We start from the raw sequence: 15071 nt of genomic DNA, 5'->3' as shown, positions 1-15071 counted from the left end.
ATCTTAATTAATAATTTGATGAATTTTCTCCAACTTATCTACGTATTAATTATTGCTTATTTATCTATCTTAATAACTAGATTACTAAAAAACATAATAGATTCAATTATTTACCAAAAAATCTTGGGCTGATTTTTTTGGAGAATGAATTACATTTTGATGTTAAAAAACTATTAATTGGGAATAATTAATTAGTATAGACATTGAGAAAAAGTTGTTGGAATGAGGTCAGGGTATATGACAATAGAACTAGATTGGACAGTTGTAATGGAAGGATATCAAGTTGTTGAGCAACTTTATTTCAGTTCTAGGACTATTGTCTATCGGGGTATTCGAGATATAGACCTGCGACCTGTGATCATCAAATACCTAAAACGTGATTACCCATCCTTTAGCGAACTTTTGCAGTTCCGCAATCAGTACACAATCACCAAAAATCTTGATTTACCGGGTGTTGTTCAACCCTACAGTCTAGAAACCTATCGTAATAGCTATGCACTTGTGATGCAAGATTTTGGAGGCGTTTCACTTTGGGAATATACTAAAGTCCGACCACTAAAATTAAGTGAATTTCTCGCGATCGCGATTCATCTAGCTGATATTCTCAACGGACTCTATCAGCACCGAGTCATCCACAAAGATATCAAGCCGGCCAATATTGTCATTCATCCAGAAACCAAACAAGTTAAACTGATTGACTTCAGCATCGCTTCTCTGCTGCCTAGAGAAACCCAAGAAATTAAAAATCTCCAGGTCTTGGAAGGTACTCTCGCTTATCTTTCTCCAGAACAAACTGGACGAATGAATCGAGGTATTGACTATCGCAGTGATTTTTACTCATTAGGGGTGACTTTTTTTGAATTACTCACAGGTCAACTGCCCTTCCAGTCCAACGATCCGATGGAACTGATTCACTGTCACATTGCCAAACAACCAGAACAATTAACAAGCAGGAAGCAGGATAGCGCAGCAGGAGACAGGAGGGAAAAAGAAATTCCGCAGATGATTTCAGATATCGTGATGAAATTGATGGCGAAAAATGCTGAAGACCGCTATCAGAGTGCATTAGGACTGAAATATGATTTAGAAATTTGTTTGGCTCAACTCAAGGAAACGGGTAGAATTGAAAGTTTCCCAATTGCTCAACGGGATGTGTGCGATCGCTTCCTCATCCCAGAAAAACTTTATGGTCGTGAAACCGAAGTAGCTACCCTACTGCAAGCCTTTGACCGGATCAGTGGTGGTAGTAGAGAAATCATGTTAGTAGCGGGCTTCTCTGGTATCGGCAAAACAGTGATCGTTAACGAAGTCCATAGGCCGATTGTCCGACAGAGGGGTTATTTCATCAAAGGTAAATTCGACCAGTTTGGGCGCAATATTCCCTTTTCGGCCTTTGTGCTGGCATTACGAGACTTGATGGCGCAACTACTTACCGAAACAGATGCCCAACTGGAGCAATGGCAGACGAAAATTCTCTCGGCTTTGGGTGAAAACGGGCAGGTAATTATTGAGGTCATTCCTGAACTCGAACGGATTATTGGCAAGCAACCTCCTACGCCTGAACTCTCAGGAAGTGCAGATCAAAATCGCTTCCATCTGCTATTCCAGAAGTTTATTCAGGTACTCACAACCCCAGAACATCCCCTAGTGATTTTTTTGGATGATTTGCAATGGGCTGATTCGGCATCACTCGATCTAATGCAACTACTGATGAGTGACACAGAAACGGGCTATCTGTTGCTCATTGGTGCTTATCGAGATAATGAAGTCTCTCCTGGCCATCTCCTGATGCTAGCCCTGAGCGACATTGGCAAAACTGGAGCGGTAATTAACACGATCGCTCTAACTTCCCTGAAGCCATCCGACCTCAATCATTTGATTGCCGATACCTTTAGTTGTCCACCAGCGCTAGCAGCACCCTTGACAGAATTGGTATATCGGAAAACTAAGGGCAATCCCTTTTTCGTCACCCAGTTACTCAAGGCATTGTATGAAGAAGGATGGATTACCTTTGATGTTGAAAAGGGATATTGGCAAGGGGATATTGCTCAAATTCAAGAACTGACCCTTACCGATGATGTTGTCGAGTTTATGGCGCATCAAATTCAGAAGTTACCTACTTCTACCCAATGTGTCTTAAAACTAGCCGCCTGTATTGGTAACTCTTTTGACCTGGCAACCTTGGCAATTGTCTATGAAAAATCCCCAGATGAGACTGCCGTAGACTTATGGAAAGCTCTGCAAGAGGGTTTGATTTTACCAACTAGTGAAATTTATAAGTTTTTCCAGAACTCTGGGACTGGGGACTGGGAGAATTTGATGGCGGGTCTAAATCCCCCACCAAATTTTGAGGAATTTATACCCAGTACCCAGTACCCAGTACCCAGTTCCGAAGCGTCTTGTCACCAGATATCGCCTAGATTGGGTGAATCATGCCAATTACCCAATTACAAATTTCTACACGATCGCGTCCAACAAGCTGCCTATTCTCTGATTCCAGAGGAGCAAAAACAAGCAACTCACCTCAAAATTGGGCAACTACTGCTAAAGAATACAACCTTGGCGCAGCAAGACGAAAAGCTTTTTGAAATTGTCAACCAATTTAATATTGGCAAAAATCTAATTAGTGAGCGATCGCAGCAAACTGAACTTGCTCAACTCAATCTACAAGCTGGCAGGAAAGCTAGAGCCACAACTGCTTACACAGCAGCCTTTGAGTATCTTTGCACAGGCATTGCCTTACTGGCAGAGGAAGGCTGGCAAACACAATATCAGTTAACTTTGGCACTTTATGAAGGTGCTGCCGAGGCTGCTTATTTGAGTGGCAATCTAGAGCAGATGCCACAATTTGCGGCAGTCATTTTAGAATACGCCAGCACCCTGTTAGATACCGTCAAAGTCTATGAAATCAAGATTCAAGCAGCTCAAGCCCAACATCAATTTCTAGAGGCAGTACAAATTGCCCTGGAGATTTTGCAGTGTCTCGGAATCAGTTTTCCCCATGAACCGAACGAATCAGATATTGCCCAGGCGTGTGCAGCAACTAACTCCATTTTGGCAGGTAGACAGCCGTTAGATTTAATTACTCTACCCCAGATGACAGAGCCAGAAAAGATCGCCGCCATCAGAATTTTGACAAATGTCTCTTCTTCTGCTTATGTTGTTGCGCCATCTCTTTTACCATTTATTATTCTTGAGCAGGTGAATTTATCGATTCAACATGGCAATATTTCATACTCCGCAAATGGTTATGCCTACTACGGACTGATGTTATGTGGGGTAATCGGAGACATTGAGTCTGGCTATCAGTTTGCACAACTAGCGTACTTGTTACTCGAACGGTTGAATGCCAAAGAAATGAAAGCGAGAACCTATGTTGGAGTTCAGTGTAGTGTATGGCACTGGAAGCAGCCGCTTCAGGATACCTTAGCGTTTCTCAGAGAAGGCTATCAAAGTGGATTGGAAACGGGAGATTTAGAATCGGCCACCATTTGTGCATTTGTTTACGTTATGCACTCTTGGTTTGTTGGCAAAGAACTAGGCGATCTCAGCCGGGAAAGTATTGCTTTCCGTAGTCAACTGACTCACCTTAAACAGGAAGGGCTTCTCAGCCATCTAACTATTTTTCAGCAGGCGATTTTGAATTTAATCGGCGATGCTTCAGAAGCATGGAAACTGATTGGTAACGCCTTCGATCAAGAGGAAATGTTGCCAATCCTCCAGCGATCGGGCGATCAGACGGCGCTATGCTATTTCTATGTCAGCAAACTAGTCCTTGGCTATACATTTGGTAAATTTGAGCTAGCCGTTGAAGCTGCGATCGCCATCAAAAACCACTTGGGTGGTGCTACAGGCTTATTCCTAGTTCCAGTTTTCCACACATACCACTCTCTGGCACATTTAGCGATTTATTCTGAAGTTTCTGAAGCCGAACAACAATCCATTCATCAACAGGTAATTGCTAACCAGGAAAAAATCAAAAAGTGGGCTGGCCATATTCCAGCCAATCATTTGCACAAGTATTATTTAGTGGAAGCAGAACGGCATCGCGTTCTGGGCAATAAAGTTGAGGCAGTTGAATATTATGATTTTGCCATTGCTTTAGCTCAGGAAAATCAATACCTGAATGAAGAAGCTTTAGCCAATGAACTCGCGGCACGATTTTACTTGGGATGGGGCAAAGAGCGACTTGCTCAAGATTATTTACTCAATGCCTACTATGCATACTCTCGTTGGGGAGCGAAAGCCAAGGTTGAAGATTTAGAACGAACTTATCCGCAGCTTTTAGCCCCCATTTTGCAACAAGAGAAAATACAGATGATGGCTGATGTTACAATCAGCCCCGCTGATAGCGGCACTTTAAACTTAAATTATGTCAACTCCACGACATCTGCCAGTAGTGGTGTGTCAGTTGCATTAGATTTGGCAACACTCCTGAAAGCTTCCCAGACACTCTCTAGTGAAATTCAGCTGGAAAAACTGCTTGCGACATTGCTGAATGTTGTGATCGAAAACGCTGGAGCAGATAAATGTGTCTTGCTACTACTCGAAAAACAAAGATTGCTGATTGAGGCAATTACTACAGTTGGAAAGTCATCAATAGTAATGCAATCGCTGCCTCTAGAAGACTCACAGGATTTACCTATTTCACTGATCAATAACGTTAAACGCACCTTGCAATCCACGAATATTATCAATGCAACTACCTATCCTTTATTAATCGGTGATGCCTACATTATTCGCGAACAACCTAAAAGTTTGTTGTGTACACCGATTATTCATCAAGGCAAACTGTTGGGAATTTTGTATTTAGAGAATAGACTGACTACTGGAGTATTTACAAGCGAACGCGTCGAAATTCTGAATCTGCTCTGCACTCAAGCCGCGATCGCCCTGGAAAATGCCCGCCTCTATCAGCAAGCGCAGACTTATGCTCAACAATTAGAGCGATCGCTCGCCCAACAGAAGACCTTATTTAATGTTGTCACCCAGATGCGAGAATCTTTAAGCTTGGATGCTATTTTCTGTGCAGTCACCCAGAATATTCGTCCCATTCTCAACGCCGATCGGGTGGGAATCTATCAATTTTATCTCGAATCAGGGTATGAATACGGCGAATTTATTGCCGAAGACGTACTACCTGAATTTCCTTCGGCCTTGGCGATCAAAATTCAAGATCATTGCTTTGGCGAAAACTACGCAACCTTATATAAACAGGGACGCTTCTGTGCAATGGCAGACATCCAAACAGATAAAGTGCTAGATTGCCATCAGGTGATGTTGAAGCAATTCAATATTAGAGCCGCGCTGGTTGTGCCAATTATGCAAGATAATGAACTTTGGGGACTACTCTGTATTCACCAATGCAGTCAACCTCGTCACTGGCAAGCCTCCGAGATTCAATTTGCCCAACAAATTGCTGCTCAAATGGGAGTTGCACTCCAGCAAACAGATTTACTGATCAAAACTCGTCAACAGGCAACCCAACTAGAACAAACACTACAGCATCTCCAACAAACCCAACTTCAGTTAGTTCAAAATGAGAAAATGTCAGCACTGGGGAGCCTCGTTGCCGGAGTTGCCCATGAAATTAACAATCCCGTCGGCTTTATTGCTGGCAACCTCAAACCCGCTCAAGATTATGTGCAAGACTTGTTTGGGCTAATTAACCTATATCAAGAAAAGTTACCCAATCCCGGACAGGATTTGGAAGATGAAATCAAGGCAATTGATTTGGAATATATACGAGAAGATTTGCCTAAATTAATCGACTCAATGAAGCTAGGAGTCGATCGTATCCATGAAATTAGTACCAGCCTCCGCACTTTCTCTAGGTCTGATAAGGATCACAAAGTACCTTTCAACCTACATGATGGCATAGATAGTACCATCTTAATTCTCAAACATCGCTTAAAATCTCATGAACATCATCCGGCAATTGAGGTGGTGAGGGATTATGGCAATTTACCTCTTGTAGAATGCTTTGCAGGCCAGCTAAACCAGGTATTTATGAATCTGCTGGCAAATGCGATCGATGCACTAGGAGAGTCACATCGGCAGCGCAATTTAGCAAATATTCAAGCAACCCCCCATCAGATTATAATTCAAACTCGTCTCACAGAAGATGGACAGCAAGTTTTGATTCGGATTGCAGACAATGGGATCGGAATGACTGAAGAAGTGAAGCAACAGGTATTTGATTACCTGTTCACCACCAAGTCTGTGGGTAAAGGAACAGGGTTAGGATTAGCGATCGCTCAACAAATAGTCGTTGAACGACATGGGGGAATGCTCAAGGTAGATTCTGTTCTCGGACAAGGAACAGAGTTTACAATAATGCTTCCTGTTGCGGTTAAAACTGACTGAGAATTAAATCAGAATTCAGAATGCAATCAGATCTACTAATAATTGTTAATTATTTTGAGCATGTCTCTGATGATTAACACTTGAATTATCATCTCCATGTGCTATTTCAGAAGATCGAAATTGTTCACCGACAAACGTCAACGAATCGGCTAAATGTTCCCGCCAGTATTGCCAAGTATGACTGCCAGGAAACTGACGAAATGAATTTTGAATTTTGAGTTTGTTTAGGACTTTAGTAAATTGTTCGGCCTCGTTAATTTCTTCAGTATCCGATGTGCCCGAATCTAGGTAGATTTTCAACCTTTTTTGAGCTTTTGTGGGAACATTTTTAATATAAGATATGGGGCTATTTGCTGGGCCACTTTTGTCATGAAAATAACCACTATGACTAAATAAAATCGAGAAATGATCTACATTGTGTAATCCGACATTGATTGCACCCCAACCACCAGAAGATAAACCACCTATCGCCCAAAAATCTGGATTAGTTCGTGTCCGATAACGGCTTTGCACTACTTTTACTAACTCATTCCCCACGGCTGTGGAGACTTTACCGTTAGGGCCATCGATATATTGGGAGTCCCAGTAGGGGCTGGAGCCGCGTTTGTCGTTACCATCTGGTGTAATGATAATGCTGGGTGGCAACTTACCTGTAGTATAAAGTTGTTCGATAGTATTGAGAGCTTGTCCTTTGCTCTGAATAAACCAATCATTGGGGCTTCCATGTCCACCGTGGAGGAGAAAGATCACAGGATAGCTTTTTTTTGGGTTTTTTCCATAGCCAGGAGGTAAAGAAACGCCATAAGTGCGACTTGCACCCATTGCTTTACTATTGTAGGTTTCAATTTTGTAGGTTAAGAGAGTAGCTTGGGTTGAAAGAACGGGAGGCGTTGTTTGTAAATCTTGCTGCTGTAGTGGTTTTGCTACGACACTTTGGGAGAAATTACAGCCAAATAGGGTTAATACTGAAAATAACAAAAGAATTTTAGATTGTTTGTAGTTCATCTTTGAAGGGCATTGAGCATTGGGCATGGGTAATCTGTTGCTTGTCTTCAAAAGCTTATGCAAATGATATGTCAATACTGTGTCAACAGGATGGAAACTTTACGACTGGTTGTAAATTAAAAGTCAAGAGTTAGGATAAGTTTCTTCACGATGCTTAAAAAGTTGCGACTCAATTTTAGTTCTTTGTTTGGCTTGTTGCTGCTAGTGCTTTCTTTGTGGGCGATCGCTAGCGAATTACGTCAGTATAATTATCGTGATATCCTCAACTCTCTAGCTGCTATTCCCAAAAGTCGCTTAAGTTGGGCAATTTGGCTGACAGCTTTGGGCTATCTAGTGATGATTGGATACGATCTCTTAGGTTTTAACTACATTAATCGTTCTCTAAGTTGGAGTAAGATCGCTTTCACTAGCTTTATTAGCTCTGCATTTAGTAATACCATCGGTTTTGCCTTGCTGACTGGCAGTGCTATCCGTTATCGATTTTACTCAAATTGGGGAGTGTCAGCAGTAGCGATCGCTCAAGTAATTGCTTTCGCTAATTTTACCTTTTGGTTGGGGATGTTTGCCGTTGCTGGGTTAATATTTGTGATCAACCCTTTGACAATTCCCACACAACTACATTTGCCTTTTGCAACAGTACGTCCCATCGGTGTAATTTTTTTGCTGTTGATTGCTATTTACTTGTTGGGAAGTATTTTTATTAGACAACCATTAACCATTCGTCAGCAAGAATTTCGCTTTCCTTCCTTACCAATATCCCTAGCTCAAATTGCAATTTCTAGCTTTGACTGGATTCTGGCTGCGGCGGTTCTTTATGCGATACTTCCTAGCAATATACCTTTGTCTTATCTAGACTTTTTAGGAATTTATTTACTAGGGATGTTTGCAGGTGTTGTTAGTAATATTCCTGGCGGTTTGGGTGTCTTTGAAACTGTGATGTTGCTGTTTCTCTCTGATAAAATTTCGCCGGCGGCAGTTTTGGGTTCACTGTTAGCTTATCGGGGAATATACTACTTTTTACCTTTGCTGATTGCAGCAGGCTTGCTGGGAATATATGAAATTAGATTTAGAGCCGATAGGTTAAAAAATATCAATAAATTGTAAAGTTGAGCTTCAGTATGACTACGAAGAACAAGAACCCCGACTTCTTCGAGAAGTCGGGGATCTGAGCCTTTCTATTTTTATTTATATCAACTAAGTAAAATCTGTAACTACTATTTATTTTCAATGCGGATTTCTGCGGTGCTAACTTCACACACGGCGGCAGAAATTCCTAATTTTTGCTGAGGCGATCGCTAATTTAACCCCATAAAAATAGTAACAGTTAGTTGCAAATTTTGAAGTAGATTTCCATAAATCATCATCAAAATTCCGTTTTACTGTTTGAGGAGAGAAATAATCATGAAAAACAAAGTATTGTTTGGCGCCATCTTTATGGCAACTTGGGTAGGAACATTAATTCCTAGCGCTTTTGCTGCCTCACCCTGTTCTGTGGGACAAAAGGCTGAGGTTCTTTGGAAGCAAGCATGGTATCCGGCTACGGTACTTAAGGTTAATGATGATAAGTGCTATATTACTTACGATGGTTACAGCAGTTCTTGGAATGAATGGGTTGGTGCTACACGCTTTCGGGCATCATTTCAAGCTGGAGATGCAGTAAGAATTTTGTGGAAGGGTAAATGGTATAAAGGGCGGGTTTTAGAAGTTAGTAACAATCTTTATAAAATTACTTATGATGGCTACAATAGCTCTTGGGATGAGTGGGTTAAACCTTCCAGAGTAAGCAGATAGGGAATATTTCACTTTTATAAGTCCCTTAAATTTATAAAAGGGCGGTTAGAAACCGCAGCTACACAGGCAAAACCCACCTCCGTGGGTTTCAAACCCTCAATTTTTCCTTAGTCCGCCTCTGCGGACTACCCTGCGGGAAGCCGCAAAGCGTCTATGTTTGTGTAGCCGCGAATTCCATTCGCCCTGGCTCTGTTAGACTGAGAATCATAAGTAAAATCTCGTATATTTTGGCAAACTTATGGAGCCAGTATCACTGACAGCAGCTGCGATCGCAACCTTGGTAATCACCAAAGCTATAGAAAAAACCGTAGAGAAGATAACAGAAGGTACACTGGACAAGCTAAAACTGCTGCGTCAAAAAATTTGGGATAAGTTCCAGGGTAAGCCGAAAGTACAACAAGCTTTAATAAAAGCTGAACAAGGTTCTAAGGAAGATTTAAACTTTGTTGCTGCCTACCTACAAGTAGAAATGGACACCGACACCCAATTTGGCGAAGAAGTTCAAAGCCTTGCCCAACAGATTCACCAAGAAATTAATATTGGCAAGGTTCAAGGTAAAAATGTCCAAAATGTTTATGGTGGACAAGGTTTTCAAAGCATTGAGAGTAAAGCTCCTACCTTTCAAGGCGTAGACAATAGCCCCATTACTATCAATTACAATCATCCCCCTGATTGACTACAGTCGCTCGAACGGGAACGGGCAAAGTTAAATCCCTCTACTGAAATACCGCAAAATTTGCCCCTGAGTGGGGTGCTGGAGTTTGTCGGGCGTGAAGAGGAATTGCAAAATCTCCACCAACTTTTGCAGGATAATAAACAAGTAGCCATTGCCGCTATTTCTGGAATGGGTGGAGTCGGTAAAACAGAACTCGCCTTACAATATGCCATCAAATACCGCGAAACATACAACGGTGGGCTTTGTTGGTTGCTAGCAAAGACTGGAGATGTGGGCATTCAAGTTGTGCAGTTTGCCAGAACGCAGCTTGATTTAAAGCCGCCAGAAGATTTTGATTTACTCGCCAAAGTGCAATACTGTTGGCGGCGTTGGCGTGAGGGTGATGTGCTGCTAGTTTTGGATGATGCCAGCGACTATGAGGAAGTCAAGCCTTACTTCCAGTCGCTACCTTCTCGGTTTAAAGTGTTGATGACTACGCGCCAGAAGTTGGGACGCATCGCACAGTTATCTTTGGATGTGCTGCAACCAGAGGCGGCGCTGGAGTTATTAAAGTCTTTACTCAAAGAAACACCGGGGCGAATTGAAAAAGAATTAGCTTTAGCAAATCAGTTGTGTGAATGGCTGGGATATTTACCTTTGGGTGTGGAATTAGTGGGGCGCTATCTGGCGCGGAAACAGGATTTATCTCTAGCAGAAATGTTGCGGCGGTTGAAGAACAAGCGATTAGATGAGCGTTCCCTCTCTAAATCTAAGTCGGAAGCTGATATGACAGCACAACGGGGTGTGTTAGCAGCCTTTGAGTTGAGTTGGCAGGAATTAGAAGACAGCGATAAACAATTGGGTTGTTTATTGAGTTTATTTGCAGCCGCACCCATATCTTGGAACTTGGTGGAACTGTGTTTATCAGAAGAAGATGAGGAAGATTTAGAGGAAATTAGAGACGATCACTTGCTGAATCTGCATTTACTCCAGCGCAAAGGTGAGGGAATCTATCAATTACATCCACTGCTGAGGGAGTTTTTCCAATATAAGCTTACAGGTTTAGATAAGGCAGAGGAATTTAAGCAGAGTTTTTGCCAGGTAATGCTAGCAGTTGCCAAAGATATTCCTGATTTTCCCACCCTTGAGCAAATCACTGATGTCACTCCCGCCATACCTCACATAGCAGAAGTAGCGAAGAATCTCACTCAATATGTCAGGGATGAAGATTTAATTTGGGCTTTCATGAGTAATGCCCGATTTTACAATGGTCAGGGGTTATATGACCAGGCTGTATATTGGTGTAAGCTTTGTCTAGAAATTATCAAAAAACGCTTGGGAGAGTCACATCTCGATTTTGCAACCAGCCTCGACTACCTCGGTTATTTCTACTACTGCCAAGGAAAATATAGCGAAGCCGAACCTCTTCAGTTGCAAGCTCTAGAACGCAAGCGACGCTTGCTGGGAGAAGAACATCCTGTTGTTGCAACTAGTCGCAATAACTTGGGGGAACTCTACCGTTTTCAAGGAAGATATAGCGAAGCTGAACCCCTGCACCTGCAAGCTTTAGAATTAAGGCGACGGCTACTGGGCGAGTCACATCCTGATGTTGCAACTAGCCTCAATAACTTAGGATTACTCTACTATTGCCAAGGAAAATACAGCGAAGCTGAACCCCTGTTACTACAAGCTCTAGAAATAATACGACACTTGCTGGGAGAGTCACATCCTGATGTTGCAACTAGCCTCAACAATTTAGCATATTTCTACTACTCCCAAGGAAAATACAGCACAGCCAAATCCCTACATTTGCAAGCTTTGGAACTCAGGCGACGCCTGCACGGAGAATCACATCTCAATGTTGCACAAAGCCTCAACAACTTAGGAGAACTCTACTACTCCCAAGGAAATTACAGCGAAGTTGAACCTCTGTTTCGGCAAGCTTTGGAAATCAAGCGACGCCTGTTGGGTGAAGAACATTCTGATATTGCAACTAGCCTCAACAACTTGGGGGAACTCTACGACTTTCAAGGGAAATATAGCGAAGCCGAACCTTTTTACCTACAAGCTTTGGCAATTTTTGAGCAACAGTTAGGGGTAAATCATCCCAAGACTGTTACTGTTTGTGAAAATCTAGCAAATCTTCGCGATCACCTCCCCCCAAATCCAGAATAAGCTAGTTTTGTGCAAAGCGTACCGTGATAAAACTGAAAAGTGCGATCGCTTAAACTCGGACTTTCGTGTTCTGAACTCGGCCTTTCATGTTCTGAACTCGGAGTTTCGTGTTCCGAACGAGAACGTTCTTGTTTCAAGTGAAAATGTTCTTGTTCTAAACGAGAACGTTCCTGTTCCCAGTGAGAATATTTCTGTTCCAAACGAGAATGTTCCTGTTTTAAGTGACAATGTTTTAGTTTTAAGCTCGACGTTTCGCGTTTTGAGGTGGAATGATGGTGTTGTAAAGGCGTAGGCTCTAGAAAAGAAGTGTAAATCTACAAGCGATGTCTACGACGGGCTACGCCTACGCTATTATGCAGTTATGAATGATGAAGAGCAATGTCTCCCACAACAAAAAATCAGCTACGATAAATCATATAATTATCTTCACAAACATAGCAATGTTAATTACATACACTGCAAAATATACAAAAACTAATAGCGGATATATGGGACAACTTATTGAATGGCAAGAAGTTATCACAGAAGGAGAAACCATAGAAGAATGTAGAGCTATGTTACAAGATGCAACCAAAGAAATGGTTCTTGCCTATCGTCAACAAAATAAAGAAATTCCCACAGGTGGTTCTTTGCTGGAACAAATTCCTATAGAGGTCTGAGTGTGTCAGTCAAACGAAAAGAGCTAATTAAATACTTAGAGCAAAATGGCTTTTATTTATTAAGGGAAGGAGGAAATCATTCTATATATACTAATGATATCAAAACTCTTCCGGTAAAACGGCATAGTACCATTGATCGTATTACTGCTAATGAAATTTGTAAACAAGCGGGTTTATCACCTAATTTTTAACTGCCACTTAGAACCGTCGAAGGTAATGAAATTTTGGGCGGCTTGTAAACTCAGTGAAGGCGACTATTTGCAAGTTAAAGAAAAACTATTTGCTCCAGAAACGGTTGCCAGTTTATATGCCAAAATCAAAGAATATCAAGATAATGAGACTCTACTTTAAAGTGTAAATCGACAAGCGATCGCTTAAAAAGGAATCCATTCCAACTGATCTATCCATTCTTCTGCCTCAGTAGTCTCCCAAACTAGCAATAGTTCTTGTGCTAATTGCCCTATTGGTATTCTCGGACGCAACCAGAATAAGCCCCAAATATGTCCACCTTCTGCCCAATGTGTCTCTAAATGAGCCGGCATACTAGCGCGGTTATCTGTCACTAACAGCCGTTGAGATAATTGCAGATAAACCAACACATCAGGATCTAAAGTTCCTAATGATGGTGCATTACTTTCACCCACACGTAAAATATCTATCGCTGGGTTAAGACGAAGAACAGCTATTTTCAGACGCGGCGATAAATTTTCATCAAGCAAAAAACGAACTTTCACTAAGCACTTACCTGACGTTCATTTCTTTGAGTTTTTAAGATTCTGAGGCGCTGTACCAAAAATGAAGGATTTGCAAGCGATTCTTGGTAATGCTGTTCCCGCCATGTTGCCAGACGTGACAGATAAGCTTCGATATTGGTGCGATTATGGAGATAATAAGTAATAGTAGCGTGAATTTGTTCCAAACTCAAACTAGGTAGATTAGCAGCAATTTCTTCCGGCGTATATCCTTCCAAGTAATAATCAAGTATATTGTCGATGCCGATGCGGTGTCCTTTCAGGCGAATATCATCGGCTGATAAAAAGTCAAAATAATCTTCTAGTTGCATTGGTCTACCCAAATGGAGTTCACAGCTATATTATCTCGCCTCAAAGCCTTGAATGATGGTGTTGTCAAGGCGTAGGCTCTAGAAAAGAAGTGTAAATCTACAAGCGATGTCTACGACGGGCTACGCCTACGTTATATGGTTGTGAAACATTGCTCTCCCCCTTCGATAATTTCAGCAGCTTGCTCCCACTGCTTGTCATCATCTTTTGTTAAGTAGCGCACTAAAATATTTGTATCAAGTCCAATCACTTGAGCCTTCTTTAATTGCAGCTTCTATTTCTTCTAAAGTTGTGCTTTTCATTCCCGGACGGTGTAAAATCCCTGATAAACTTTGGATAGAGATATTCAGGGTAATTAATTTAACTATTCCATTTTCATCAATAACAAAATCAACCTTACTACCTGTATCAAGGTTAAGATAATCTCTAATTTCTTTAGGAATAGTTACTTGCCCTTTAGTGGTGATGGTCGCACTAGCCATTATCCAGGTTCCTTACATCAGTTCCTTACCTGATTATAAAGTCTACTGCACCTAAGAGGTTGTTTGAAAAGTCCTCTTCTTGGTAGCAAAACGTTCTAGATTCCCCTAAATCCCCCGATAAATTGGGGGACTTTGATTCCGGTTCCCCCCTTTTTAAGGGGGGTTAGGGGGGATCTAGAAGTGCCTAAAATCACAGCTAAATACTTTTCAAACAACCTCTAACGCATCGCCATAGGTAAATCGGCACAATAAAACCTTTAAAATATGATAGCCTCGCCCCAACAAAACTATCTTACTGCTGAAGAATACCTCCAAATGGAGGAACAGAGCAATATCAAGCATGAATATATAGACGGCTACATCTACGCAATGGCTGGAGCGCTAGATCCACACGTTACCATTGCGGGAAACCTGTTCGCTCTCCTCCGTAATTATGTGCGCGGCTCTGGTTGTCGTGTTTACATCGCTGACATGAAAGCCAGAATCGAATCTCTGAATCGCTTTTATTATCCCGATGTGATGGTTACTTGCGATCAACGAGATCGAGAAACGCCTGGTTATAAAAGATTTCCCTGTTTAATTGTCGAAGTTTTATCTAATTCTACTGAAGCCTTTGACCGGGGCGACAAATTTGCCGATTATCAAATACTCGAAAGTCTGCAAGAGTATGTTTTAATTAATACAAAACGTCAGCGAGTTGAGTGTTTTCGCCGCAATGAGCAAGGGTTATGGGTTTTACAATCCTACACAGCAGAGCATCAATCATTTCGACTCAACAGCGTGGATTTTGAGGAAACAATGGCAACACTCTACGAAGATGTGGTTTTTGAATAATCAATTATGATAGGGCATTCGACGCAATATTTAGTAAACTATA

14 protein-coding genes are annotated in these 15071 nt (G+C 41.7%); 9 read left to right on the top strand and 5 right to left on the bottom strand.

From position 1 onward, the window contains the following. The first annotated feature begins 237 nt into the window (after positions 1-237). Entirely contained in the window at positions 238-6366 is a 6129-nt protein-coding gene (locus V7K67_RS24855; protein WP_334732122.1) for a trifunctional serine/threonine-protein kinase/ATP-binding protein/sensor histidine kinase, read from the top strand. A 45-nt stretch (positions 6367-6411) separates the two neighbouring features. Here the strand turns inward: V7K67_RS24855 and V7K67_RS24850 are convergent, their stop codons facing one another. Then, the gene (locus V7K67_RS24850) at positions 6412-7371 is read right to left on the bottom strand and encodes an alpha/beta hydrolase (protein WP_334707782.1); all 960 of its coding nucleotides are present in this window, start codon (positions 7369-7371) and stop codon (positions 6412-6414) included. Positions 7372-7521: 150 nt separating this feature from the next. On the opposite strand from V7K67_RS24850, the gene V7K67_RS24845 reads away from it, so the two are divergent. From V7K67_RS24845 to V7K67_RS24830, 4 genes are all read left to right on the top strand, one after another. Further along, entirely contained in the window at positions 7522-8475 is a 954-nt protein-coding gene (locus tag V7K67_RS24845; RefSeq protein ID WP_335168827.1) for a lysylphosphatidylglycerol synthase domain-containing protein, read from the top strand. Between the two features lie 297 nt (positions 8476-8772). After that, complete coding sequence (locus V7K67_RS24840; RefSeq protein WP_334732125.1) at positions 8773-9162, top strand: agenet domain-containing protein; 390 nt, start codon at positions 8773-8775, stop codon at positions 9160-9162. 238 nt (positions 9163-9400) lie between these two features. Then, positions 9401-9838, top strand: a complete 438-nt coding sequence (locus V7K67_RS24835; protein ID WP_335168825.1) for a hypothetical protein — start codon at positions 9401-9403, stop codon at positions 9836-9838. A 60-nt stretch (positions 9839-9898) separates the two neighbouring features. Then, a complete protein-coding gene (locus tag V7K67_RS24830) occupies positions 9899-11992 on the top strand; it encodes a tetratricopeptide repeat protein (protein WP_335168823.1) in 2094 nt (697 codons plus the stop codon). Here the strand turns inward: V7K67_RS24830 and V7K67_RS24825 are convergent. Further along, positions 11968-12192, bottom strand: a complete 225-nt coding sequence (locus tag V7K67_RS24825) for a hypothetical protein (RefSeq protein WP_335168821.1) — start codon at positions 12190-12192, stop codon at positions 11968-11970. The genes V7K67_RS24830 and V7K67_RS24825 overlap by 25 nt on opposite strands. 165 nt (positions 12193-12357) lie before the next feature. On the opposite strand from V7K67_RS24825, the gene V7K67_RS24820 reads away from it, so the two are divergent. Genes V7K67_RS24820 through V7K67_RS24810 form a run of 3 tightly spaced genes read left to right on the top strand, consistent with a single transcriptional unit; the run spans position 12358 to position 13002 of the window. Continuing rightward, positions 12358-12651, top strand: coding sequence for a type II toxin-antitoxin system HicB family antitoxin (locus V7K67_RS24820; protein WP_012410920.1), 294 nt, complete (start codon positions 12358-12360; stop codon positions 12649-12651). A gap of 2 nt (positions 12652-12653) precedes the next feature. Beyond that, positions 12654-12842, top strand: a complete 189-nt coding sequence (locus V7K67_RS24815) for a type II toxin-antitoxin system HicA family toxin (protein WP_335168819.1) — start codon at positions 12654-12656, stop codon at positions 12840-12842. Next, positions 12802-13002, top strand: a complete 201-nt coding sequence (locus V7K67_RS24810) for a hypothetical protein (RefSeq protein WP_335168817.1) — start codon at positions 12802-12804, stop codon at positions 13000-13002. The genes V7K67_RS24815 and V7K67_RS24810 overlap by 41 nt, the downstream gene beginning before the upstream one ends. Positions 13003-13025: 23 nt before the next feature. On the opposite strand, the gene V7K67_RS24805 is transcribed toward V7K67_RS24810, so the two are convergent. The 3 genes from V7K67_RS24805 to V7K67_RS24795 all read right to left on the bottom strand — a co-directional run bounded on the left by V7K67_RS24805 (position 13026) and on the right by V7K67_RS24795 (position 14194). Continuing rightward, complete coding sequence (locus V7K67_RS24805) at positions 13026-13385, bottom strand: DUF5615 family PIN-like protein (RefSeq protein ID WP_335168815.1); 360 nt, start codon at positions 13383-13385, stop codon at positions 13026-13028. Continuing rightward, positions 13385-13714, bottom strand: coding sequence for a DUF433 domain-containing protein (locus V7K67_RS24800; protein WP_335168813.1), 330 nt, complete (start codon positions 13712-13714; stop codon positions 13385-13387). The genes V7K67_RS24805 and V7K67_RS24800 overlap by 1 nt, the downstream gene beginning before the upstream one ends. Before the next feature lie 234 nt (positions 13715-13948). After that, entirely contained in the window at positions 13949-14194 is a 246-nt protein-coding gene (locus V7K67_RS24795; RefSeq protein WP_335168811.1) for an AbrB/MazE/SpoVT family DNA-binding domain-containing protein, read from the bottom strand. Between the two features lie 264 nt (positions 14195-14458). On the opposite strand from V7K67_RS24795, the gene V7K67_RS24790 reads away from it, so the two are divergent. Beyond that, the gene (locus V7K67_RS24790) at positions 14459-15028 is read left to right on the top strand and encodes a Uma2 family endonuclease (protein WP_335168809.1); all 570 of its coding nucleotides are present in this window, start codon (positions 14459-14461) and stop codon (positions 15026-15028) included. Positions 15029-15071 lie beyond the last annotated feature (43 nt).

Origin of the sequence: Nostoc sp. (assembly GCF_036917155.1) — a bacterium.
Taxonomy (GTDB): Bacteria; Cyanobacteriota; Cyanobacteriia; order Cyanobacteriales; family Nostocaceae; genus Nostoc.
This window is presented reverse-complemented; position numbering and strand designations above follow the sequence as displayed.